Origin of the sequence: Martelella alba (assembly GCF_005217455.1) — a bacterium.
Classification (GTDB): Bacteria; Pseudomonadota; Gammaproteobacteria; order Enterobacterales; family Enterobacteriaceae; genus Acerihabitans.
On record NZ_SZPQ01000034.1, the window covers coordinates 33,588 to 55,880 of the forward strand.

Annotated in this window: 22 protein-coding genes; 14 read left to right on the plus strand and 8 right to left on the minus strand. The window is 50.8% G+C overall.

Going from position 1 to position 22,293, the window contains the following annotated elements; translation table 11 throughout:
• Positions 1-65: 65 nt before the first annotated feature.
• The 5 genes from rfaQ (at position 66) to coaD (ending at position 4,925) form a co-directional block, all read left to right on the plus strand.
• Positions 66-1,142, plus strand: a complete 1,077-nt coding sequence (rfaQ, locus tag FCN80_RS19520; RefSeq protein WP_136991933.1) for a putative lipopolysaccharide heptosyltransferase III — start codon at positions 66-68, stop codon at positions 1,140-1,142.
• The gene (locus tag FCN80_RS19525; protein WP_136991935.1) at positions 1,139-2,269 is read left to right on the plus strand and encodes a glycosyltransferase family 4 protein; all 1,131 of its coding nucleotides are present in this window, start codon (positions 1,139-1,141) and stop codon (positions 2,267-2,269) included. Before rfaQ ends, FCN80_RS19525 begins: the two co-directional genes overlap by 4 nt.
• Before the next feature lie 128 nt (positions 2,270-2,397).
• Entirely contained in the window at positions 2,398-3,666 is a 1,269-nt protein-coding gene (waaA, locus tag FCN80_RS19530; protein ID WP_136991936.1) for a lipid IV(A) 3-deoxy-D-manno-octulosonic acid transferase, read from the plus strand.
• Positions 3,667-4,446, plus strand: a complete 780-nt coding sequence (locus FCN80_RS19535; protein WP_136991938.1) for a glycosyltransferase family 2 protein — start codon at positions 3,667-3,669, stop codon at positions 4,444-4,446.
• Positions 4,443-4,925, plus strand: coding sequence for a pantetheine-phosphate adenylyltransferase (gene coaD, locus FCN80_RS19540; protein ID WP_136991940.1), 483 nt, complete (start codon positions 4,443-4,445; stop codon positions 4,923-4,925). The genes FCN80_RS19535 and coaD overlap by 4 nt, the downstream gene beginning before the upstream one ends.
• A gap of 1 nt (position 4,926) precedes the next feature.
• On the opposite strand, the gene mutM is transcribed toward coaD, so the two are convergent.
• The 4 genes from mutM to radC all read right to left on the minus strand — a co-directional run bounded on the left by mutM (position 4,927) and on the right by radC (position 7,297).
• Positions 4,927-5,736, minus strand: a complete 810-nt coding sequence (gene mutM, locus FCN80_RS19545) for a bifunctional DNA-formamidopyrimidine glycosylase/DNA-(apurinic or apyrimidinic site) lyase (protein WP_136991941.1) — start codon at positions 5,734-5,736, stop codon at positions 4,927-4,929.
• Positions 5,737-5,961: 225 nt separating this feature from the next.
• Positions 5,962-6,129: a 50S ribosomal protein L33 gene (rpmG, locus tag FCN80_RS19550; protein WP_026738454.1), complete on the minus strand. Its 168-nt coding sequence runs from the start codon at positions 6,127-6,129 to the stop codon at positions 5,962-5,964.
• An 11-nt stretch (positions 6,130-6,140) separates the two neighbouring features.
• Positions 6,141-6,377 carry a 50S ribosomal protein L28 gene (gene rpmB / locus FCN80_RS19555; protein WP_136991943.1) on the minus strand — a complete coding sequence of 79 codons (237 nt, stop codon included), beginning with the start codon at positions 6,375-6,377 and terminating at the stop codon, positions 6,141-6,143.
• Between the two features lie 242 nt (positions 6,378-6,619).
• Positions 6,620-7,297 carry a RadC family protein gene (gene radC / locus FCN80_RS19560; protein ID WP_136991945.1) on the minus strand — a complete coding sequence of 226 codons (678 nt, stop codon included), beginning with the start codon at positions 7,295-7,297 and terminating at the stop codon, positions 6,620-6,622.
• A 187-nt stretch (positions 7,298-7,484) separates the two neighbouring features.
• Here radC and coaBC point away from each other — a divergent pair, with 187 nt between their 5' ends.
• The 3 genes from coaBC to slmA all read left to right on the plus strand — a co-directional run bounded on the left by coaBC (position 7,485) and on the right by slmA (position 9,856).
• A complete protein-coding gene (coaBC, locus tag FCN80_RS19565; RefSeq protein WP_136991946.1) occupies positions 7,485-8,699 on the plus strand; it encodes a bifunctional phosphopantothenoylcysteine decarboxylase/phosphopantothenate--cysteine ligase CoaBC in 1,215 nt (404 codons plus the stop codon).
• Complete coding sequence (gene dut, locus FCN80_RS19570) at positions 8,677-9,135, plus strand: dUTP diphosphatase (protein ID WP_136991948.1); 459 nt, start codon at positions 8,677-8,679, stop codon at positions 9,133-9,135. Before coaBC ends, dut begins: the two co-directional genes overlap by 23 nt.
• Positions 9,136-9,259: 124 nt before the next feature.
• A complete protein-coding gene (gene slmA / locus FCN80_RS19575) occupies positions 9,260-9,856 on the plus strand; it encodes a nucleoid occlusion factor SlmA (RefSeq protein WP_136991950.1) in 597 nt (198 codons plus the stop codon).
• 127 nt (positions 9,857-9,983) lie between these two features.
• Here slmA and pyrE read toward each other — a convergent pair whose 3' ends face one another.
• A complete protein-coding gene (gene pyrE, locus FCN80_RS19580) occupies positions 9,984-10,625 on the minus strand; it encodes an orotate phosphoribosyltransferase (RefSeq protein ID WP_136991951.1) in 642 nt (213 codons plus the stop codon).
• 44 nt (positions 10,626-10,669) lie between these two features.
• Positions 10,670-11,386: a ribonuclease PH gene (rph, locus tag FCN80_RS19585; RefSeq protein ID WP_136991953.1), complete on the minus strand. Its 717-nt coding sequence runs from the start codon at positions 11,384-11,386 to the stop codon at positions 10,670-10,672.
• A 131-nt stretch (positions 11,387-11,517) separates the two neighbouring features.
• Between rph and FCN80_RS19590 the strand changes: the two genes are divergently transcribed.
• The 3 genes from FCN80_RS19590 to FCN80_RS19600 all read left to right on the plus strand — a co-directional run bounded on the left by FCN80_RS19590 (position 11,518) and on the right by FCN80_RS19600 (position 14,326).
• The gene (locus FCN80_RS19590; RefSeq protein ID WP_230492791.1) at positions 11,518-12,387 is read left to right on the plus strand and encodes a YicC/YloC family endoribonuclease; all 870 of its coding nucleotides are present in this window, start codon (positions 11,518-11,520) and stop codon (positions 12,385-12,387) included.
• Positions 12,388-12,621: 234 nt separating this feature from the next.
• Entirely contained in the window at positions 12,622-13,833 is a 1,212-nt protein-coding gene (locus tag FCN80_RS19595; protein WP_136991954.1) for a tyrosine-type recombinase/integrase, read from the plus strand.
• Between the two features lie 214 nt (positions 13,834-14,047).
• The gene (locus FCN80_RS19600) at positions 14,048-14,326 is read left to right on the plus strand and encodes an H-NS family histone-like protein (RefSeq protein ID WP_373880350.1); all 279 of its coding nucleotides are present in this window, start codon (positions 14,048-14,050) and stop codon (positions 14,324-14,326) included.
• A gap of 3 nt (positions 14,327-14,329) precedes the next feature.
• On the opposite strand, the gene istB is transcribed toward FCN80_RS19600, so the two are convergent.
• Entirely contained in the window at positions 14,330-15,103 is a 774-nt protein-coding gene (gene istB, locus FCN80_RS19605) for an IS21-like element helper ATPase IstB (protein ID WP_136991956.1), read from the minus strand.
• Positions 15,103-16,239, minus strand: a complete 1,137-nt coding sequence (gene istA / locus FCN80_RS19610; RefSeq protein ID WP_136991957.1) for an IS21 family transposase — start codon at positions 16,237-16,239, stop codon at positions 15,103-15,105. Before istA ends, istB begins: the two co-directional genes overlap by 1 nt.
• A 67-nt stretch (positions 16,240-16,306) precedes the next feature.
• Between istA and FCN80_RS19615 the strand changes: the two genes are divergently transcribed.
• The 3 genes from FCN80_RS19615 (at position 16,307) to FCN80_RS19625 (ending at position 21,989) form a co-directional block, all read left to right on the plus strand.
• Positions 16,307-18,634, plus strand: coding sequence for a DNA methyltransferase (locus FCN80_RS19615; RefSeq protein WP_306767904.1), 2,328 nt, complete (start codon positions 16,307-16,309; stop codon positions 18,632-18,634).
• A gap of 75 nt (positions 18,635-18,709) precedes the next feature.
• Complete coding sequence (locus FCN80_RS19620) at positions 18,710-20,743, plus strand: DEAD/DEAH box helicase (protein ID WP_136991960.1); 2,034 nt, start codon at positions 18,710-18,712, stop codon at positions 20,741-20,743.
• A gap of 1 nt (position 20,744) precedes the next feature.
• The gene (locus FCN80_RS19625; protein WP_136991962.1) at positions 20,745-21,989 is read left to right on the plus strand and encodes a GIY-YIG nuclease family protein; all 1,245 of its coding nucleotides are present in this window, start codon (positions 20,745-20,747) and stop codon (positions 21,987-21,989) included.
• Positions 21,990-22,293 lie beyond the last annotated feature (304 nt).

The window sequence follows — 22,293 nt, forward strand, 5'->3', positions numbered from 1 at the left end:
CGATCCACCCACGCATTGCGCCTTATGAATATCGATTATCCGTTACTTTCCAGGCCGACAATAACATGATCAATTCCCGAACCGCGGCGCCGTCTGCCGTTAAACGCATTCTTTTGATTAAATTGCGCCACCACGGCGACATGCTGCTGACCACACCGGTCATTAACGCCTTGCGCCAATATTATCCGCAAGCTGAAATCGACATCCTGCTTTATAAGGAAACCGAGGCCATCCTGCGATACCATCCGGCGCTGACGCAAATACACGCCATCGACCGCAACTGGAAAAAACGCGGCGGGCTCTACCAAATCAGGCGGGAGGCCGCTTTACTCAGAGCCATTCGGTCCCGGCATTTCGATCTGGTCGTGAATCTGGCCGATCAATGGCGTAGCGCCATCATCACCGGCTTGTCCGGCGCGCCGCTGCGCATCGGTTTCGATTATCCCAAACGGCAGTCGTTTTTCTGGCGCTGGGCGCACAATCGCCTGGTCACCACCGAAGATCATGTGCGGATGCATACCGTCGAGCAGAATCTCAGCATTTTGAAGCCATTGGATATCCCGCTTCACGATTGGCCCGCCTCCCTGTATTATGCCCCGGCCGATGAGGATTACCGGCGGGATTTGCTGGCGTCAAGAGGCGTCACCGGCGAATACGTGGTTATTCAGCCCACCTCGCGCTGGGTATACAAATGCTGGGACGACGAGAAGGTGGCGGCGTTGTGCGACGCGCTAAAGGAAACGAATTTGCCGATCGTGCTGACCGCCGCGCCGGACAAAGCCGAATTGGATATGATAGGCCATATCCTGTCACTATGTCCTAATCCCGCGGTGGTATCGTTGGCGGGTGAACTGACATTAACCCAATTGGCGGCGCTTATCGATCATGCCAAGCTTTTCATCGGAGTCGATTCCGCGCCCATGCACATGGCCGCCGCGCTCCAAACGCCATGCATCGCCCTCTTTGGCCCGACTAAGCTGCAATTCTGGCGTCCCTGGAGTAAGAACAGCAAAGTGATCTGGGCCGGCGATTACGCCGAACTACCGCCTCCGGACGCTATTGATACCCGGACAAGGCAGCGTTATCTGAGCGCCATACCGGTAGATGATGTCTACCAGGCGGCACGGAGCTATTTGTCATGAAGAAAATCCGACTAGCGATAGTCCGGCAGAAATACCGTCCGGACGGCGGCGCGGAACGGTTTATATCACGGGCGCTGGAGGCGCTGGACGACGACAATCTTGAACTGAATATCCTGACCCGGCAATGGTCCGGCGAGCCGCGTCCCGACTGGCATATCCATATCTGCAATCCGCCCAGGTGGGGACGGGTTTCCCGGGAGCGGGGGTTCGCCGACGCCGCGAGGCGCTGCTGGCAGCGGGAAGCATTCGATTTGGTACAAAGCCATGAACGCATCGCCGGCTGCGACGTCTTTCGGGCCGGCGACGGCGCCCACCGGGCCTGGCTGGAACAGCGGGCGCGCATCATTCCCTCTTTTCAGCGCTGGACCACCGCGCTAAGCGGATACCATCGCTATGTATTGGCGGCGGAAAAAGCCATGTTTCACTCGCCGGCGCTGAAAAAAATCATCTGTAATTCCGCCATGGTGATGAATGACATCATTCATTGGTACCAGGTGCCCGCCGATAAATTCGCCCTGATCTATAACGCCATCGACGCCACCCGCTTTTACCCCGCAACCCAGGAACAACGGGTGCTGTCCCGCCGCCAATTGTCCCTGCCCGAGCAGGCCGGCATCCTGATCACTGTCGGTTCAGGTTTTGAGCGCAAGGGATTACGACAAGCTATCGCGGCGGTCGCCGCCACTGATCGCTACTTGATAGTCGTGGGTCAGGACAAGCACGCAGCGGCCTATCAGAACTATGCCCGAACCCTGGGCTGCGCGGAGCGCATTCGTTTTGTCGGCGTACAAACGGAAGTGCTGCCTTTTTACCATGCGGCGGATGGCTTGATCCTACCGACCCTATACGATCCCTTCCCCAACGTCATTCTGGAAGCCATGGCATGTGGATTGCCGATCATTACCAGCGCCAGTTGCGGTGGCGCGGAATTTATCACCCAGGGTGTTGAGGGCTATGTCTGCGATGCGCTGGACGTCAAGCGCCTGACCGAATTCACCGCCGCCATCCCATTACGCCACCGGCAACCGGAGATGGGCCAGGCCGCCCGCGAGCGGGTGAAAGAATGCACGCCAGGCCGCCTGTCGACACAATTGACCCAGTTGTATCAGGAGCTGCTGGGCAGGTGAAAGCATAAGATATCAATGAGAAAATACGACTTATCTGGTAGCATGGCGGCGATTACATTACGATTTAAATAATTTTGTTTAAATTAGCTCAGCACATTGATAGCTGTGCCTTACAATAGCTAACTAGAATGATCTATAACATAATCATTTACTTAATTCAGCCCTTGGTATGGATCCGGTTATTATGGCGCAGCCGAAAAGCACCGGCCTACCGCCGACGTTGGGCAGAGCGCTATGGTTTTTGCGCCAATAAAGTGAAACCGGACGGAATCATGCTGCATTCCGTATCAGTGGGTGAGACACTGGCCGCGATCCCTCTGGTCAGGGCCTTGCGCCACCGTTATCCCTTTTTGCCTATTACCGTCACCACGATGACGCCCACCGGCTCCGAGCGGGTGCAATCGGCGCTGGGCAAAGATGTGCAGCATGTCTATTTGCCCTATGACTTGCCGGGCGCCATGAACCGTTTTCTTGATCAGGTGAATCCCAAACTGGTGATCATCATGGAAACCGAATTGTGGCCCAACCTGATAAAGGCCCTGTACCAGCGCAAAATCCCGCTGGTGGTGGCCAATGCCCGCCTATCCGCCCGTTCCGCCAAAGGTTACCTGCGCTTTGGTAAATTTTTTGGCGGCATCATGCGCAAAATCACGCTGATTGCCGCGCAGAATGAGGAAGACGGCGAACGCTTTCTGTCCCTGGGCCTGAAACGCAATCAATTGGCGGTCACCGGCAGCCTGAAATTCGATATCTCGGTGACGCCCGCGCTGGCCGCCCGCGCCCTGACGCTGCGACGCCAATGGGCGTCTCGCCGCCCCGTGTGGATAGCCACCAGCACCCATGAAGGGGAAGAAGCGCTGCTCTTGCAGGCTCACCGGCAATTGCTTACCGAATTCCCCGGTCTGTTGCTGATCCTGGTGCCACGGCATCCAGAACGCTTCCAGATTGCCAAAGATATGGCGCAAAAAGCCGGATTTAGTCTGATCACCCGTAGCTCAGGCGACGTACCGTCGGCGGAAACGCAGGTGGTGATCGGCGATACCATGGGCGAACTGATGCTGCTTTACGGTATAGCCGATCTGGCTTTCGTTGGCGGTAGCCTGGTGGAACGCGGCGGGCACAACCCACTGGAAGCCGCGGCTCACGCCATACCCGTGCTGATGGGGCCGCATACCTTCAATTTTCGCGATATTTGCGCCAAACTGACTGAAGCGGGCGGTCTTATCACCGTCACGGATGTCCCCTCCCTGGTAAAAGAGATTACGACCATGCTCACCGATGAGGATTACCGGTTGTACTACGGTCGCCATGCCGTCGAGGTTCTGCGCCAGAACCAGGGGGCTTTGCAACGTTTATTACACTTGCTGGGACCTTATCTACCGCAACGGAGCCAGTGAATGCCGACGGCCAAACGCCTTTCCGTGGTCCTGATTACCCGAAACGAGGCCGAATTACTGCCTGATTGCCTGGCCTCAGTGCATTGGGCGGATGAAATCGTGGTGCTGGATAACGCCAGTGCCGACCAGACCCGCCAAATTGCCCTGGGACAGGGCGCGCGGGTTTATGAGGCGCCTGATTGGCCGGGCTTCGGCAAGCAGCGTCAGCGGGCGCAGGCTTACGCCAGCGGAGATTTTATCCTGATGCTGGATGCCGATGAGCGAGTCACGCCTGAACTGCGCCAATCTATTGAGGCGGTACTGCGCCAACCGGCGCCGAACACGGTTTACCGCTGCATTCGTTCCAACTGGTTTTTGGGCCGGTATATGCGCCATAGCGGCTGGTATCCGGATAAGGTCGTGCGGCTCTATCCCCGTGAAACTTACCGCTACAATGATGACACGGTACACGAGTCTCTGGCGTGCCGGCAAGCCAGTGTCGTGACCCTGCAAGGCCATCTTGAGCATCTCACCTGCCGCGATCTGATCGCCTTTCAGCGCAAGCAACTGCAATACGCCGAAGCTTGGGCGCTGGAGCGTCACCGGCAACACCGCCATTGCGGCTTTTTATCCATCATCGGCCATACCCTGGGCGCGTTCATCAAAACCTGGCTGTGGCGCGCCGGCTTTTTGGACGGTAAACAGGGCTGGTTGCTGTCCGTTGTGAACGCACAGTATACTTTCAACAAATATACCGCCTTGTGGGCGCTGCGCCGCTCCGAAAAGAGAGATGTTCTATGACGACCAAGGCCATTTATCCCGGAACGTTCGATCCTTTTACCAACGGACATCTGGATTTGGTTACCCGGGCCGCCAAACTGTTCGATAGCGTTGTTCTGGCCATTGCCTTCAGTCCCAGCAAGAGACCGCTATTCAGTTTGGAGGAACGCGTATCGCTGGCCAAAAGCGTCACCGGCCATCTCGTCAATGTCGAGGTTCTCGGGTTCGGCGATTTGATGGCCGATTTCGCCCGTCAGCAACAGGCCACCATCTTGGTGCGCGGCTTGCGGGCGATTTCAGATTTTGAGTACGAGATGCAGTTGGCGAGAATGAACCAGCATTTGATGCCGGAACTGGAAAGCGTCTTCCTGATGCCGGATCGCGAATGGTCGTATATTTCCTCAACCCTGGTTAAAGAAGTGGCGTTGCACGGCGGCGACATCGACCATTTCCTGCCGGCGCCCATTGCCGCGGAAGTTAAAAAGCGGCTACGTCCCTAATTCAGTGCTGGCAAACGGGACAGAAAAACGTATTTCGCTGCCCGAGCCGGGCCGACTGAATCGGCGTGCCACAAACCCGGCAGCTTTCCCCCGCCCGGCCGTAAACTCGCAGTTCCTGGGTAAAATAGCCTGGTTTACCGTCTGACTGCAAAAAGTCCCGCAGCGTGGTGCCGCCTTGCTCTATGGCATGCAGAAGCACGGCTTTAACGGTCCGGGCCAGTGATTCCGCCTCCTCGCCGGCCAGAGTCCCGGCCGCCCGGTTCGGCAAAATACCCGCCGCGAACAAGGATTCACTGGCATAGATGTTTCCCACGCCCACCACCAGCTTATTGTCCATCAGCCAAGGTTTGACGGCGAGATGTTTACCGCGCGACATCCGGTAGAGATAGTGTCCGTCGAACGCCTCGCTTAACGGTTCGGGTCCCAGTTGCGATAATACCCGGCTGGCGGCCAGGTCTTCGCTCCACAGCCAAGCGCCGAAACGGCGCGGATCGGTGTAGCGGATAATGCAACCGTTACTCATCACTAAATCCACATGGTCGTGTTTTTCCGGCGGCAGCGGCTGCGCCAACACCCGCAGGCTACCCGACATACCCATATGGATAATGATCCAGCCGGTATTCAATTCAAGCAACAGATACTTGGCGCGCCGGCCGACACGCATAACAGCCTGGTCGCGCAGCGTGATGATTTCGTTGGCGACCGGCCAGCGCAGATGCGCGTTCCTCACCACCGCCCGGACGATGGTATGACCGGCAACCCAGGGCTCAATGCCCCGGCGGCTGGTTTCAACCTCGGGTAATTCTGGCATGGTTATAATCTACTCAATGATCGTGTCGGCGCTCAGACGCGCCGAAGGAAACGGGCAGGCAAAAGGGGAAAACCACCCGCGCCAAAGGAATTGTGACGCCAAGCGCCCTGTGAGGCCAGCGAAATTTTCGCACGCGGCACGAGTGGAAAGACGCCGCCAGCCCGCATGGCATCGCGATGCCATAAAAAAACCCGGCCAGAGCCGGGTTTTCATCGGAAACCAGGATTACTTAATCTTGGCTTCTTTGTAGATGACGTGCTGGCGGACCACCGGATCGAATTTTTTCAATTCCAGTTTCTCCGGTTTAGTACGCTTGTTCTTCGTCGTGGTGTAATAGTGACCAGTACCAGCAGAAGAAACCAGCTTGATCTTCTCGCGAACACCTTTAGCCATGATTCAGTTCCTTAATACTTTTCACCGCGGGCGCGTAAATCGGACAGAACCGTTTCGATGCCCTTCTTATCGATCACACGCATACCTTTAGCAGATACACGCAGCGTAACAAAGCGTTTTTCGCTTTCAACCCAAAAACGATGGGATTGCAGGTTGGGCAGAAAACGGCGTTTGGTCGCATTCAATGCGTGGGAGCGGTTGTTGCCGCTCACCGGGCGCTTGCCGGTAACTTGGCAGACTCGGGACATGTCTATTCTCCAAAAATCAAATCAGCTCGAGCTTTGTAATACAGGTGCCGGCCGCCTCGTCAGGCTTTGAAGCCCGTCTCAGCCTATTCACTGAGGAGAGACTTGCAACAAGCAGTGAATCTGCTGAGACAGACTCTCAACGCCGCACCCAAGATTCTCAAAGGTGGCGTAGTATACGCTTTGGCGCGCAAGTGCTCAAGTCCCGCGCATGGAAAGATCCCGGTGGATCGCGGCAATCAGCCTTATAACCACCCTCTTTGAGCGAAAGATACGCATTCCCCCGCCCCAATGACCAGATGGTCTAGTACGCGGATATCCATTAGCGCCGCCGCCCTCGACACCTGATCGGTCACCTCGCGATCGGCGCGACTGGGCTCGGCTTTGCCCGAGGGGTGATTATGCGCCAAAATGAGCGCCGTGGCATTGACTTTAAGCGCGGCGCGAATGATCTCCCGCGGATGCACCTCAACGCTGTTCACCGTACCATGAAAGAGTTCCTGGTGCTTAATCAAGCGATGTTGATTATCCAGGTAAAGCACAACGAACACCTCCCGTTCACGGTGCGCCAGCAGGACCTGCAAATAGTTTTGCGCGATATCCGGCCGGGTCATTGCATCTTCGCGCATCATATGCGAGCGGTAATATCGCTGCGCCATCTCCCGAATGGCCTGCAACTGGGTGAATTTCGATACGCCCAGGCCCTTGGTGGCGCACAAGGTTTGCCGATCCGCGCACATGAGCTTGTCGAACGATCCGAACCTGCGCATCAGTTCCTCGGCAAGCTTCATCACATGGACCCCCGGTAAACCCGTGCGCAGAAAAATAGCCAGCAACTCGGTATCAGTCAGCGACGACGGCCCCAGCGCCATGAGTTTCTCCCTGGGCGCCAGAGCAAAAGGCCATTTTTTGCAATCCGCCATTTTTTTATCCTTCTCTTCCCCACTGCGCCATCATGACACGCGCCGGCCGGATTCTCGACCATTGGCGGGAAGAACTTCGGCGGCCTTCGCAATTTGCTTTCGCCTGACCCGCACAGACAAATGAGGGATGTCCGCGGGGTTATGATAAAATATTGCCCATTCCCCTTTTATGAATCGGACACACGCGATGACGGAACTTTCCGGCAAACATATCGTACTGGGCATTACCGGCGGCATTGCCGCTTACAAAAGCCCCGAGCTGGTTCGCCGCCTGCGCGATCACGGCGCGGAAGTCAGGGTCGTCATGACCCCTGCGGCGAAAGCCTTTATCACCCCGCTGACGTTACAGGCGGTATCGAGTCATCCGGTCGCCGACGATTTGCTTGACCCCGCCGCCGAAGCCGCAATGGGACATATCGAACTGGGCAAATGGGCGGACCTGGTGCTGCTGGCGCCCGCCAGCGCCGATATGCTGGCCCGTCTGGCGGCCGGTATGGCTAATGATTTGCTCTCCACGCTTTGTCTGGCAACCGGCGCGCCCATCGCCGCCGCGCCGGCCATGAATCAGCAGATGTACCGCGCCACCGCCACCCAGGCCAACCTGCAAACCTTGGCGGCCCGCGGAGTATTGCTATGGGGCCCGGATAACGGCAGTCAGGCTTGCGGCGACGTCGGTCCCGGCCGGATGCTTGATCCGCTGACGCTGGTGGAGCTGGCCCGACGGCATTTCGCCGTCGATCGCACCTTGCAGCATCTTAATATCATGATTACCGCCGGACCGACGCGAGAGACCCTGGATCCGGTACGCTACATCACCAATCACAGTTCGGGGAAGATGGGATTCGCCATCGCCAGGGCGGCGGCCGATCGCGGCGCGCATGTGACGCTGGTGGCGGGCCCGGTGAACCTGCCCACGCCGGCCGGCGTCTGGCGCGTCGACGTCGCCAGCGCGCTGGAAATGCGCGAGGCGGTCATGCAGGACATAGCGCATCAGCAGATTTTTATCGGTTGCGCCGCGGTCGCGGATTATCGCGCCGCGCAAACCGCAACGGAAAAAATCAAAACCCAGGGTGACGAAATCACCTTAAAAATGGTAAAAAACCCTGATATCGTCGCCGAGGTGGGAGCGCTGCCCATAAACCGGCCGTTTGTCGTCGGATTTGCCGCCGAAACCCAAAATATGGAAGAATACGCCCGACTCAAACGCGTGAAGAAAAATCTTGATTTGATTTGCGCCAATGACGTATCCGGCGCCGGGCAAGGATTCAATAGCGACAACAATGCGTTGCGCCTGTTTTGGCAAGACGGGGACGCTTTGCTGCCTTTAACCGATAAGACCCAGTTGGGACAACAATTAATCGACGAGATTGTCAGACAATATGAAGAAAAAAATCGACGTTAAGATTCTTGATAAGCGTATCGGCGATCAGTTCCCCTTACCGGCCTATGCCACCGTGGGCTCCGCGGGTCTTGACCTGCGCGCCTGCATCGACAAAACGCTTGTGCTGGCGCCGGGTTCGACCGTGCTCATTCCCACGGGGCTGGCCGTGCATATCGCCGATCCGCAACTGGCGGCAATGGTGCTGCCCCGCTCCGGGCTGGGACACAAACACGGCATTGTGCTGGGCAATTTGGTGGGACTTATCGATTCGGATTATCAAGGCCCTTTGATGGTCTCGGTGTGGAATCGCGGAGAACAGGTTTTCGCTATCGAACCGGGCGAACGGATCGCACAGATGATCTTCGTCCCGGTAGTACAGGTGGAGTTTAACGTCGTTGACGACTTTACGGCGAGCGAACGCGGCGAGGGCGGCTTTGGTCATTCCGGACGCCATTGAGCGCTAGCGGTCGGACTCCCCGGCATCGATTATTCATCTCATTACAATTAGCGCCCTAGCACGTTGTGCCAGGGCCGATGCCTGATGTTATTTCTTTAATTGTCTTTACCAGGGAACCATCGGTATGTCTGAATCCAAAAATGCCAAGCGCAATCGCCGCGAGGAGATCTTGCAGGCTTTGGCGCAGATGCTCGAATCCAGCGACGGCAGCCAGCGTATCACCACGGCCAAGCTGGCGGCGGCCGTCGGCGTCTCCGAAGCCGCCCTTTACCGCCATTTTCCCAGCAAAACCCGAATGTTCGACAGCCTGATCGAATTTATCGAAGACAGCCTGAGCAGCCGTATCAATCTAATACTGCACGATGAAAAGGAAACGTTTAATCGGCTTCGTCTGATTTTGCAGTTAATTTTGGGTTTCGCCGAGCGCAACCCGGGCCTGACGCGAATCATGACCGGCCACGCGCTGATGTTTGAACAAGACCGTTTGCAGGGCCGAATAAATCAGCTTTTCGAACGCATCGAAGCCCAAATCAGGCAGGTATTGCGCGAACGTAAATTACGCGAAGGCCAGGGCTTCGAGAGCGATGAAACGCTGCTCGCCAGCCAGTTGCTGGCTTTCTGCGAAGGATTGCTGGCGCGTTTTGTCCGCACCGAGTTCCGCTATCTGCCCACTCAGGAATTCGACGCACGCTGGCCGCTGTTGCTGGCGCAATTGCGATAATCACCGGCCAGTCCGCGTTTCGGGTCGGCTGACGGTAAGCGCCAGTCCGGCAAAACCCGTCCGGCGGCCGCGGACAAGTCCGCCGCCATCCGTCATTTCGCGGCGCAGGTCTAGGGTACGCCGCGCGTCAGACGCCGTATTGGCGCTGATACGCCCGGACGGCCGCCAAATGATCGGCCATCTCGTTATTTTCTTCCAGATAATCGATCAGATCGTCCAGGGTGATGATTGCCAGCACCCGGCACTGGAAATCCCGCTCCACTTCCTGAATGGCCGAGATCTCGCCGCGGCCTCTTTCCCGTCGGTCAAGGGAAATCAGCACGCCGGCCAGAGTGGCCTGGTGGGCGGCGATAATAGCCATGGATTCCCGAATGGCGGTTCCGGCGGTAATCACATCATCCACCAGCACGACCCGGCCCCGTAACGGGCTACCCACCAAATCGCCGCCTTCGCCATGGTCCTTGACTTCTTTGCGATTGAAGCAATAAGGCACATCCCGTTCGTAGTGTTCGGATAACGCCACGACCGTAGTGGCGGCAATGGGAATGCCCTTGTAGGCCGGGCCGAACACCAGATCGAAATCCATGCCCGAATCCATTAGCGCGGCGGCGTAAAAACGTCCGAGCAAAGCCAGATCGCGACCCGTGTTGAATAAGCCGGCATTGAAGAAGTAAGGGCTTTTACGGCCGGATTTCAGCGTAAACTCGCCAAATTTCAGTACCTGTTTATGTAATGCGAATTCGATAAACTGCCGTTGATATTCTTTCATCGCCACTCCCAAAGACCGCGGACGGCGCGCGCCGCCAACGGCAATTATACCAACAGCGCCGCTTTTTGCGCCTGTATCAGGGTCTTAATCCCCCCTTCCGCCAGTTCCAGCAGGGTATCCAGCTCCTGTCGGCTGAAAGGTTCGCCTTCGGCGGTACCCTGTACCTCAATCATACGGCCGTCTTCGGTCATCACCACGTTCATGTCGGTTTCAGCCGCGGAGTCTTCCACATATTCCAGATCGCACACCGGCCGGCCGGCCACAATGCCCACCGAAACGGCCGCCACAAAACCTTTGAAGGGATCGGTTTTGATCTGGCCTTTGCGCTGCATATCGCCGAGCGCGTCGGCCAACGCCACGCAAGCGCCAGTGATGGAAGCGGTACGGGTCCCCCCGTCGGCCTGCAGCACATCGCAATCCAAGGTGATGGTGTACTCGCCCAGTTTGACCAGATCCACCGCCGCGCGCAACGAACGGGCGATCAGGCGCTGGATTTCCATCGTCCGGCCACCCTGCTTGCCGCGAGCCGCCTCCCGGGCATTGCGGGTATGCGTCGAACGCGGCAGCATGCCGTATTCGGCGGTGATCCAGCCCTGCCCCTGGCCTTTGAGAAATCGCGGTACGCCTTCCTCCACCGAGGCGGTACAAAGTACCCGCGTGTCGCCGAATTCAATCAATACCGAACCTTCGGCATGTCTAGTGTAATGTCGGGTGATGGTAATAGGACGGACTTGCTTTTCGTCTCTGCCTGCTGGACGCATCGGCTCTCTCCGGGCTTGAAATTTGTGATGAGTTGCGGATATGGCTGCGCATTATACGGTCTTCGGCGCCTTATGCCTATCATGCGCGCCGCCTGGAAGCTATAATCCCCCTATCTTTTGATGGTTGCGAGATGTCTATGATTCGGAGTATGACCGCTTTCTCCCGGCGGGAAGTAAAGGGTAACTGGGGCAGCGCCGCCTGGGAATTGCGCTCTGTCAACCAACGCTATCTAGAAACCTATATCCGCATGCCGGAGCAATTTCGCGGGCTGGAAGGCGCCATCCGCGAGCGAATCCGCCAGCGTCTTTCACGCGGCAAAGTCGAATGCAATTTGCGTTTCGAGGCCAATCCCCATCTGCAAAACGCGCTGGTTCTCAACGAAGCGCTGGCCAAACAACTGGTGGAAGCCGCGCAATGGGTCAAATTGCAAAGCGACGAAGGAGAAATCAATCCGCTGGATATTCTCCGCTGGCCCGGCGTCATGGCCGCGCCGGAACAGGATCTTGATACTATCAGCGCGGAATTGCTGGCGGGACTGGATCAGGCCCTGGATGATTTTATCAAGGTGCGCGAAACCGAAGGCGCCGCCCTTAAGCTGATGATCGAGCAACGGTTGGCGCTTATCAGCGGCGAGGTGGCGAAAGTACGCCAACAGATGCCGGATATTATGGTATGGCAGCGGGAACGGCTGCTGACCAGGCTGGAAGAAGCCCAAGTCCAACTGGATAACAATCGTGTGGAGCAGGAACTGGTTTTGATGGCTCAGCGAATTGATGTGGCCGAAGAGCTGGACCGACTCGAAGCCCACATTAAAGAGACCTATAACATCCTGACCAAAAAGGAAGCCGTCGGCCGCCGCCTGGATTTTATGATGCAGGAATTTAATCGCGAGTCGAACACCCTGGGTTCGAAATCCATCAACGCCGGCGTTACCGCCTCAGCCGTGGAACTGAAAGTGCTGATAGAACAGATGCGGGAACAGATCCAAAATATCGAATAATTTCCACTTAACCCCATTGAAGAACATAAAGCCCTGTTTTTAGGGCTTTTAATTTAAAACGACAGTCCATTCCAGTCCGTCTAAAAACACCCAAAACCACTGCCAATCGGGGGGTGGATTGGGGAGTAGTTTCTATTTTCAAGTCAAAAATCTTAGATTATAACCATCCCACTCCCCACTTCGATTGTAACTCCTTATCCCGCAGGGATTACCTCACTTTTGAAGGATGTGTGCATGGGTTCACTAACGGTTAAGACGATTCAAGCTCTTGTGAAGGCAGGGCAACCAGGTAAATATGGTGATGGTAACGGCTTGTATCTGAAGGTTCCCAAGGAAGGTGAGCCATATTGGATGTTGAGATACACCGTGTTCTCCAAGAGACGAGAAATCACCTTGGGGAAAGTCTCTGTCCTTTCTCTGTCTGATGCTCGCCGTGAAGCTGAAAATGCTCGAAGGAAAGTCATCGTTGGCGATGACCCCATCGTTGAGAGAAAATTAAGCCGTCCGGCAAAAATCACTTTGATTGATGACCTCTTCACAGACTGGCATAAAGGATTGGTTAAACGGTTGGATCATCCCAATATCCCTGAAAGGGTTTATAAGAAAGATATCGCCCCTTCTATTGGTCAACTGACTATTGGGAAAGTCACCCCATTGGATGTTCGGGCTATTCTGGAAGCCATTACTGACAGCGGTAGACCGACGGTTTCTAATGATGCTTTGCTTTACATGAAACAATTATTCGACCATGCCATCAAGCTTGGATTAACCCTTTATAATCCAGCTTCAGCATTTAAAGTCACTGATGCTGGTGGTGTAGAGAAAAGCAGATCACGAGCATTGAGCCAAGACGAACTTGAGAGTGTCTTTCAGATTTTCAGAACTCATAATAATAGCTTTAGTCGTGAGAATTATCTTGCTTGTATATTACTCATTCTGCTGGCTGTTCGTAAAAGTGAGCTTACAGAAGCACCGTGGAGTGAGTTTAATTTAGATGATGCGAAATGGGAATTAGCCGCAGAGAGAAGTAAATCTGGAGTCGGTATTGTGATTCCGTTACCACCATTAGCTCTTACCATTTTAAATGAGCTAAAAGTTAGAGGTTGTGGTTCACCCTATGTATTCCCTAATCGCCGGGCAAGCAAAAAACCATATATGGGAAGCGATACTCTTAACCATGCAATTGCTAAATTGTTTGGAATTGAGCCAGGAAGGGAAAAAAAGCCACCTAATGTCATGGGAAATATTGAATATTTTACAGTTCATGATTTAAGAAGAACGGCTCGTAGTCTGTTTGCTTCTCTTTCAATTCTGCCTCATGTCGCAGAACGATGCCTCAACCACAAGCTCAAAGGGGTTGAAGGAATCTATGACCGATATGACTATTTCGAAGAGCGGAAAGATGCTCATTTGAAAATGGCTGAATTGCTTGAGCAAATCATTTAATGGTTAGAAGAACAGTTCTTTGAGGGGCTGTTCTTCAAGTTATCCCTATGAGGATGAAAATCATTGTTCATCAAAACTACATCATAGAAGCCTGTTTATCGTTAAATGATATTGTTAGCATAGAAAATTAATTGATTTTTTGGAGCAAAGAATATTAAATCGACCGGAATGCTAAAGATATGCCTTTCATCTAACTATTGGGGTGATATACAAGATGAGTGAAGCTTTCAAGGTTTTGAACAATATTCGCACACTTCGGGCACAATCTCGTGAAGTCGCTTTGGAAACCCTGGAAGAGATCCTGGAGAAGCTGACCACGGTTGTAGAAGATCGTCGTGAAGAGGAATCTTCCGTTCGTCAGGAGCAGGAACAACGACAGGCTAAACTGGAAGCTATCCGTGCCCAGCTCCTTGCTTGTCAACAACACTGCCTAATGACCGCTTTTCAACATTTATTTTGTCCGGTTTTCATCATTTCTGATGTCCGCTTGTAGCATTCAGTTTTCGGTGTTTTTCTCCTCTATGGTTTTGGGGAACGTGCCCGCTTTCCGCTTATCTTTCAGTCGGTAGCTTTCTCCCTTAATGTTTACTGTTGTCGAGTGATGCAGCAACCTGTCGAGGATCGCCGTTGCCAGTACATGATCACCGAACACTTCACCCCAGTCGGTGAAGCTCTTGTTTGAGGTCAGGATGATGTTCGCTTTTTCGTAACGCCGGTTCAGCAGTCGGAAGAACAGATTGGCTTCATCACGCGTCATCGGCAGATAACCGATCTCATCCAGGATAAGCACCCGCACGTAGCTCAGTTGCTGCAACTGGCGTTCCAGCCTGTTTTCCTGTCTGGCTTTCACCAGTGTTGCCATCAGTTTATCCAGTGGCATGAACAGCACCCGATGACCCGCATCTGCGGCCTTTACCCCCAACGCCACCGCCAGATGCGTTTTCCCCACGCCCGGAGGTCCTAACAGGATGACATTCTCATTACGTTCGATGAACACCAGCCCGGCCAGTTCCCGGATAACCCTCTGGTCGATTCCTGGCTGGAAGCTGAAGTCGAACTGCTCCAGCGTTTTCACCCAGGGCAGTCGGGCCTGTTTCAGCCGGGATTCCAGCCCCTTATGTCGCCGACCATTCCATTCATGGTTCAGCACGCGAACCAGTGTTTCTCGTGCGTTAAGTTCTTCCTTTACGGCCTGCTCGAGCAGATTGTCTACCGCATCTGTCAGATGCTCCATCTTCAGTCGCGCCATCAGTTCTGTCAGTTCGCTCATCACAGCAACTCCTCATAATCGCTCAACGCACGCTGTGCCACCCGGCAGGCTTGCTGCCACAGAGGTCGATGATGCGCGGCTACGGTCTGCCAGCCCGCCGGTTTTTCTGCCAGAAGGTGGGTGGCGATGAGGACGTCATCTCCATACACCCTGAGCTCATCATCCAGTGAGATTCGGATACTGACCGCTTTCCCGCACCAGCTTTCCGGCACGCTATATCGATTACCACGAACCTCGATATATCCATCCCAGGCAACCTGCCGGATGTCGTGATAGCTGGTGTCAAAGTCACCCGCCGGTAATGCCAGCAGATGGGAGTGCTCCTGGGTAAAGCGTTCTGCCGGTGTCTGGCTGAACTGGCGAAGCGTACGGTGGTCAGTTTCCGTATTTATCCACTGCATCAGCAACTGATTGAGATGTGCCAGACTGTCGAACTGCCGGTAACGAACGAAGAAGTTCTCCTTGAGGTATTTCACCATACGCTCAACCTTGCCTTTGGTTCGTGCCAGGCGAGGACGGCAGGCTCGTGGCATGAAGCCATAGTGTTTTGCCAACTGGAGGAAGCCGTTGTTGAAGATAACCTCGCCACTGTTGTCATGCCTGAGAACGGCTGCTTTCTGGTTATCAACCAGTACCGTTTTGACGCTGCCGCCAAAGTAGGCAAAGGCTTTGACCAGTGATTCATAAGTATGCTCGGCATCCTGGCTATCGGTCGCCCATGTATGAAAGCGTCGGGAGTAACCGAGGGTGTTAACGGCGAAGCTCACTTTACAGCGCTGGTTGTCGACAACAGTCTCGATTTCACCCCAGTCGTGTTGGAGTTGCTGACCAGGCTGCGTCTCGAAGCGTACGGTCTGTTTGGACGCACGCAGGGTGCGCTTGGGATGCACATACTGACGCAACGTGGAGCGGCAACCGTCATAACCCTGTTGTTTTATCTCCTGATAAATGACCTCAGTGTTCCAGACATGCTCGCGCAATCGCAGATCAACATAGTCCATGAACGGACGAAGTTTTTTCATGGGTTCACGCCGTCGGACGTTAACGGTTTTTTCAGTGAGATGCCGTCGAACCGTGCGCTCAGAACATCCGATGTGGTGGGCAATGTCGATGATGTGCGCGCCGTGAATACGCATCTGCTTTATTGTTACTGATTATTCGCACTTTCTCACCTGGGATACGTTAACTCGGGAACGACTTGATATTAACCTTGATGAGTTGCATAGTCATTATGCTTTCTTCTTGCCATTAGTTGGTCTCGAAAAAGCAATCACCAGTAGTGAAAATCCAGCAGATGTCAAAGCTGCTGAAAAAATGGGAAAGCTGTTCGATCTCATCCGTGTGAATAACGACTTAAAAAAACCAGAAGATATTCATGCTTTGAATGTCTTCTTGACTCGTTTGCTATTCTGTTTCTTTGCTGAAGATACAGGTATTTTTGAGGAAACTCAGTTCACAACCGCAATAAAAAGTTATACAGATGAGAGCGGAAATGATTTAGATGAGTTTCTATATAAATTATTTACGGTTCTGAATACTCCTGAGGATGATGAAAAGAGAGACAATCTTCCTAAGCATATTTCCGCATTCCGCTATGTAAATGGAGGATTGTTTGCTTCCGATGAACCTATTCCATCATTAGGCAAGAAAGGTCGGAGAATACTGCTTGAATGCGGAACGATGGACTGGAGTGAAATTAATCCAGATATCTTCGGTAGTATGTTCCAGGCTGTAATTGATGTAGAGCAGAGAAGTCGCTTAGGTCAACATTATACATCTTACAGCAATATCATGAAGGTCATTCAACCGCTTTTCCTTGATCCCCTTCGAACGGAGCTTGAGAAACAAAAAAATAATGTAAGAGGTCTTAAACAATTACTGGTTAGATTAGGTAAAATTAAAATTTTTGATCCCGCCTGTGGTTCAGGTAATTTTTTAATTATTGCCTATAAAGAATTGCGTCAGCTCGAAATGGAAGTACTTCTTGCTCTGGTTGCAGTTGAACCCCAATCTATAGTTATGAGCGGATTACACCTGTCCCAGTTTTATGGCATAGAAATTGATGATTTCGCATGCGAGGTAGCCCGTTTATCGTTATGGTTAGTTGAACATCAAGTAAATAATCAATGGAAACAGTTGTTTGGTGATGCCCCATCAGCATTACCACTTAAAGAAAGCGGCCATATATGGCATGACAACAGTTTGCAATTGGACTGGAACAAAGTCTGTCCAAAAAGAACTGATGATGAAGTCTATATAATTGGTAATCCACCGTTTTTAGGTACATTAGGTCGAAGTGAACAGCAACGAAAAGAGATGCAAGCTGTTTTCAACGATTTCAAATCATTAGGTTCGCTTGATTTTGTAGCATGTTGGTTCTGGAAAGGTGCTAAGTATATCAAAAATTCGAGGGCTGAATTAGCTCTTGTGGCTACAAACTCTATCTGTCAAGGTGAACAAGTTGCTACTCTTTGGCTTCCTATTTTTGAATTAGGATTACATATTAATTTCGCCTATCCAACTTTCGCATGGGCTAATAATGCCAGAGACAAAGCGGCGGTTCATGTCATTATTGTTGGCCTTTCTTCAAGAGAGAGCACTCGTCATATTTATCAACAAGTTGGTAAGGAATGGCATAGTAGGGTTGTTAAAAATATTGGACCTTACCTTGTGGAAGGCAGTAACCTTGCAGTAATAGCATCAAGCAAGCCAATCATCAATGGTATTCCATCATTGTTGTTCGGTAACAAACCTACAGATGGTGGATCACTTCTTTTAAATCGTAATGAGATGGAGGAATTACTGAAAAAAGAGCCTAATAGTAACATATGGCTTAAAAAGGTTTTGGGGGCAACAGAATTTATTAATGGAGAAGAACGTTGGTGTCTCTGGCTAAACGGTATAACCACTCAACAATTAGAATCTCTTCCATTCGTAAATGAAAGAGTATTGGCAGTACGAGATTTCAGACTAAAAAGCTCAAAAGAATCCACTCGTAAAAAAGCCAAAAATGCACATTTATTTGATGAAAATAGACATCCTACATCTGGAGAATATATACTAATTCCGAGTGTATCTTCTGAACGTAGAACCTATGTTCCTATGGGTTTTTTTGGTAGTGATGTTATTTCAACGAATGCAAACTACATCATTCCCAATGGCACTTTATATGAATTCGGCATACTAAATTCCCTGATGCATAATGACTGGATGCGGTTAGTAGCTGGTCGATTAAAAAGCGATTACCGCTATTCATCATCGGTTGTATATAATCCCTTCCCTTGGCCTAAAGTGGATGAATCACAAAGGTCTTTGATCGAGAACCTGGCGGAAGAGATCCTTCTGACTCGTGCAGGGCATCCGGGCAAAACACTTGCTGAGCTTTATGATCCCAACAAGATGCCTGAAGACTTACTTAGAGCACATCAAGTGTTGGATAGGGCTGTGGAGAGACTTTACCGTGACCGTCCATTTAAGGATACTGAAGATCGTTTAAGCTTTCTTTTAGCTCGCTATGAAAGTATCGCATAGTGATAAATGTTAGCTTAAACGGCTTTGAGTAAGTAAAAATTGCTGGAGCTAAATTCTACACACAGGAAAAATAAAATGAAAAATCTACTGCATGTTGAGTATAAGCAAACAGGAAACAGCACAAGCCAGAATCCTATGGGTATGAGAGAAATGCAAGCTCGTGCTTTTGCTGAACGAGCAAGCCAGTATCTGGTGATCAAAGCCCCTCCAGCTTCAGGTAAGTCACGAGCCTTGATGTTCCTGGGGCTGGATAAGCTGCAAAATCAGGGGATTCGCAAAGTAATCGTCACAGTTCCTGAAAAATCCATAGGTGGTTCCTTTAAGGAAACCAAACTCACTGACTTTGGTTTCTTCAGTGACTGGGAAGTTGCTCCTCAGAATAACTTGTGTGTAGATGGTAGCGATAGAAGCAAGGTTTCAGCCTTCAAACGCTTTATGGAAGGTGCTGATCGCATTTTAGTGTGCACTCATGCCACACTTCGTTTTGCTTTTGATCAGGTAGAAGTTAGTGAATTTAATGATTGCCTTGTAGCGATTGACGAATTCCACCATGTCTCTGCTGATGGTGATAACCGCCTTGGTGGCCTGATTGATGAACTAATGTCTAAATCAACGGCACACATCGTTGCAATGACTGGTTCTTATTTTCGTGGTGATACAGTCCCGATTCTATTGCCTGAGGATGAGGAAAAGTTCACCAAGGTGACTTACACCTATTACGAACAGCTTAATGGATATAAATATCTAAAATCTCTCGGTATTGGTTATCATTTTTACCAAGGTCGTTATATTGATGCATTACCTGAAGTACTCGATCCGAATAAGAAAACTATCATTCACATTCCTAATGTAAATTCTGGTGAATCAACGAAAGATAAACACAGCGAAGTCGATGCTATTGTCGATATACTGGGCGATGTGGAACTTCGTGATCCGAATACCGGCATATTATATGTCAAATCTAAAGATGGTCGTATCCTTAAGGTTGCCAACCTCGTTGATGATAGCTCATTAGAACGACCTAAAGTTCAAAACTATTTGCGTAATATTACAAGTCCAGATGACATGGACATTATTATCGCATTAGGCATGGCAAAAGAAGGCTTTGACTGGCCTTTCTGTGAACATGTTTTAACTATTGGATATCGCAGCTCACTCACAGAAATTGTCCAAATCATCGGCCGGGCAACTCGTGATTGCGAAGGGAAGAAACATGCTCAATTTACAAATTTAATTGCTCAACCAGATGCTGAAGATAAAGATGTCCAAGTTTCTGTTAATAATATGCTTAAAGCCATTACTACATCATTGCTAATGGAACAAATCTTAGCTCCAACTATTCAGTTCAAACCTCGTTTTCAGTGGAATGGCGAAGACCTTCCTGATAACACTTTACTGATTGACGATACCAGCACTACGCCTGTATCACAGAAAGTTATTGATATTCTGAATGGGGATCGCAACGAGATCCTTGCTGCTTTAACGGCGAAACAGCAGGTGATCAAAGAAGCTATCGGGGAAACTGTTCCTCCTGAAACTATCACTCAGGTTGAGTTACCTTCTGTCATACAAAGCCTCTACCCAGATCTGACGGAAGAAGAACACGAGCAAATTCGCCAGGGTATGTTACAGAGTATGCTGATTAGCTCTAATGGCGGATTGATTAAAGGAGAAGATTTACCCCCAGATGCTGTAATTGACGGAGGTCCAAGTACGGATAATGGAGGGGCAAGTGATCTGAGTGATGGTAGTGACAGCAACATGGCTGGGAAGCAGTTCCTGAAAATGGGCGATAAGTTCATTTCTATTGATAATCTGGATATCGATCTCATCGATTCGATCAACCCTTTCAAAGGGGCTTATGAAATACTATCCAAACAAGTTGATGCAGAAATGTTGAAAACCATTCAACAGGCTATCAGTGTGACTAAATCGAAAGTATCTGAAGAAGAAGCCATTATTCTATGGCCGCGAATCAAACAATTTACTCATGACCATCAACGCCCTCCATCTCTGAACTCCGGCAATCCTATTGAAGTTCGCTATGCGGAAGCCCTTGCTTTCCTTCGTCAACAGAAACAACAAAAGTTAGCACAACAGGACCAATAGTATGATTCGTTTCTCAACAAAAGGTTTGTCGTCAAAATCTACCCTTGATGATATCTTAGGTGAAAGTGACGACTTAGGGTTATTAAATATTCAACCTTTGAAAGCATCTAAGGGACCTACAGATATAGTCGGTTCTCAATTTTCTGAGATCACTGCCTTTTATGCCCAGCATGGCCGACTTCCTGACGAAAATAGTTCAGCTTCAACTAATGAGAAAGTACTAGCCCGCAGACTGCAAAGTTTCAAAGCTAATCCCGAGCAATATCAGCATTTGCGAGGGGTAGATGAATATGGACTTTTATCCAGTAATAATATTCAGTCACAAGAAACATTAAAATGTGCCGATTCATCTACGGATTACTTAATTCGTGCTGAATCGGTAACCTCACTGGATGATATTTTTGCGGATGATGATGGCTTATTAGACTTTGAAACTCCCGACCTCTTCAATCTAAAACATGTTCCTGCGGAGAAGAAAGAACAACCAGATGAGGTGGCACAACGACAACCTTGCACTGACTTTCCTCGTTATGCTCCACTCTTTACAACAGTGCAAAATGGACTTAAGAATGCGGTTTTCAGCCTCGAGCGTTTCACCCATAAGCTGAAAATTAATGCTGGCGATTTTTTCATTCTGAATGGACTGTTGGGATATGTTGCAAGCATTGGTGAACGACTTGAACAATACAGTAGCTATAATGCCAGAGCACACCTAATCTTTGAGAATGGCACGGAAATGCATATGCTATACCAGTCTCTGACTCATGGACTTGTAAGGGATAATGAAGGAAGAAAGTTACAGCTACATGGGCAGTTATTAAAACCTTCTCAGGAACCAATTCCTACAGGTATTATTTATGTCCTTGCGACTAAGAGCACAGACCCCGCCCTCACTCCTTATAAACAGAACCTCTATAAGATTGGATTCACTGAAACCACTGTTGAAAAACGAATCAAGAATGCAGAAACAGACCGGACCTACCTTGAAGCACCAGTGAGAATTGTATCTACAAGTCAGTGTTTCAATTTAAATGCTCATAAACTTGAGACTCTTGTGCATGGGTTCCTTGCTACTCGCCGTTTGAATATTACTCTAAAAAGTACTTCAGGACAAACTTATACACCGAGGGAATGGTTTTATGTCCCACTATCAACGGTTTTAGCGGTGATTGAGTATGTTGTAGATGGTTCAATATCTCAATATAGAATTGATAACACAACAGGTAGAATCATCTCTAAAAAATGAGATATTTACCTCCTCTAATTTTTAATCGAAAATTTAATAATATGTTTAGTAAGCTCACCAAAAAACTCAAAAATAATAATATAAGTCAAAGTCCAATCATGTAGATTGGACTTCTTATATTGGTTATTATTTAGAAATGGAACCTGTCAGTTTTACGACGATAGAATCCCCTGATGTTGCTTTGTATTCGGACCAATTACTTGCAGTATTCAACTCAACGATCTTTCCAGGGTAATCCCCCCATTTTTAACGGAGGTGATAAGTAGAATCAGGTCATGCGCTGAATATGCTGCATTGGTGTGAA

Excerpts from the sequence above, each read along its gene's own strand:
- rfaQ (WP_136991933.1), top strand. The coding sequence starts at position 66 with ATGATCAATTCCCGAACCGCGGCGCCGTCTGCCGTTAAACGCATTCTT.
- FCN80_RS19525 (WP_136991935.1), top strand. The coding sequence starts at position 1,139 with ATGAAGAAAATCCGACTAGCGATAGTCCGGCAGAAATACCGTCCGGAC.
- waaA (WP_136991936.1), top strand. The coding sequence starts at position 2,398 with ATGATCTATAACATAATCATTTACTTAATTCAGCCCTTGGTATGGATC.
- FCN80_RS19535 (WP_136991938.1), top strand. The coding sequence starts at position 3,667 with ATGCCGACGGCCAAACGCCTTTCCGTGGTCCTGATTACCCGAAACGAG.
- coaD (WP_136991940.1), top strand. The coding sequence starts at position 4,443 with ATGACGACCAAGGCCATTTATCCCGGAACGTTCGATCCTTTTACCAAC.
- mutM (WP_136991941.1), bottom strand. The coding sequence starts at position 5,736 with ATGCCAGAATTACCCGAGGTTGAAACCAGCCGCCGGGGCATTGAGCCC.
- rpmG (WP_026738454.1), bottom strand. The coding sequence starts at position 6,129 with ATGGCTAAAGGTGTTCGCGAGAAGATCAAGCTGGTTTCTTCTGCTGGT.
- rpmB (WP_136991943.1), bottom strand. The coding sequence starts at position 6,377 with ATGTCCCGAGTCTGCCAAGTTACCGGCAAGCGCCCGGTGAGCGGCAAC.
- radC (WP_136991945.1), bottom strand. The coding sequence starts at position 7,297 with ATGGCGGATTGCAAAAAATGGCCTTTTGCTCTGGCGCCCAGGGAGAAA.
- coaBC (WP_136991946.1), top strand. The coding sequence starts at position 7,485 with ATGACGGAACTTTCCGGCAAACATATCGTACTGGGCATTACCGGCGGC.
- dut (WP_136991948.1), top strand. The coding sequence starts at position 8,677 with ATGAAGAAAAAAATCGACGTTAAGATTCTTGATAAGCGTATCGGCGAT.
- slmA (WP_136991950.1), top strand. The coding sequence starts at position 9,260 with ATGTCTGAATCCAAAAATGCCAAGCGCAATCGCCGCGAGGAGATCTTG.
- pyrE (WP_136991951.1), bottom strand. The coding sequence starts at position 10,625 with ATGAAAGAATATCAACGGCAGTTTATCGAATTCGCATTACATAAACAG.
- rph (WP_136991953.1), bottom strand. The coding sequence starts at position 11,386 with ATGCGTCCAGCAGGCAGAGACGAAAAGCAAGTCCGTCCTATTACCATC.
- FCN80_RS19590 (WP_230492791.1), top strand. The coding sequence starts at position 11,518 with ATGTCTATGATTCGGAGTATGACCGCTTTCTCCCGGCGGGAAGTAAAG.
- FCN80_RS19595 (WP_136991954.1), top strand. The coding sequence starts at position 12,622 with ATGGGTTCACTAACGGTTAAGACGATTCAAGCTCTTGTGAAGGCAGGG.
- FCN80_RS19600 (WP_373880350.1), top strand. The coding sequence starts at position 14,048 with ATGAGTGAAGCTTTCAAGGTTTTGAACAATATTCGCACACTTCGGGCA.
- istB (WP_136991956.1), bottom strand. The coding sequence starts at position 15,103 with ATGAGCGAACTGACAGAACTGATGGCGCGACTGAAGATGGAGCATCTG.
- istA (WP_136991957.1), bottom strand. The coding sequence starts at position 16,239 with ATGCGTATTCACGGCGCGCACATCATCGACATTGCCCACCACATCGGA.
- FCN80_RS19620 (WP_136991960.1), top strand. The coding sequence starts at position 18,710 with ATGAAAAATCTACTGCATGTTGAGTATAAGCAAACAGGAAACAGCACA.
- FCN80_RS19625 (WP_136991962.1), top strand. The coding sequence starts at position 20,745 with ATGATTCGTTTCTCAACAAAAGGTTTGTCGTCAAAATCTACCCTTGAT.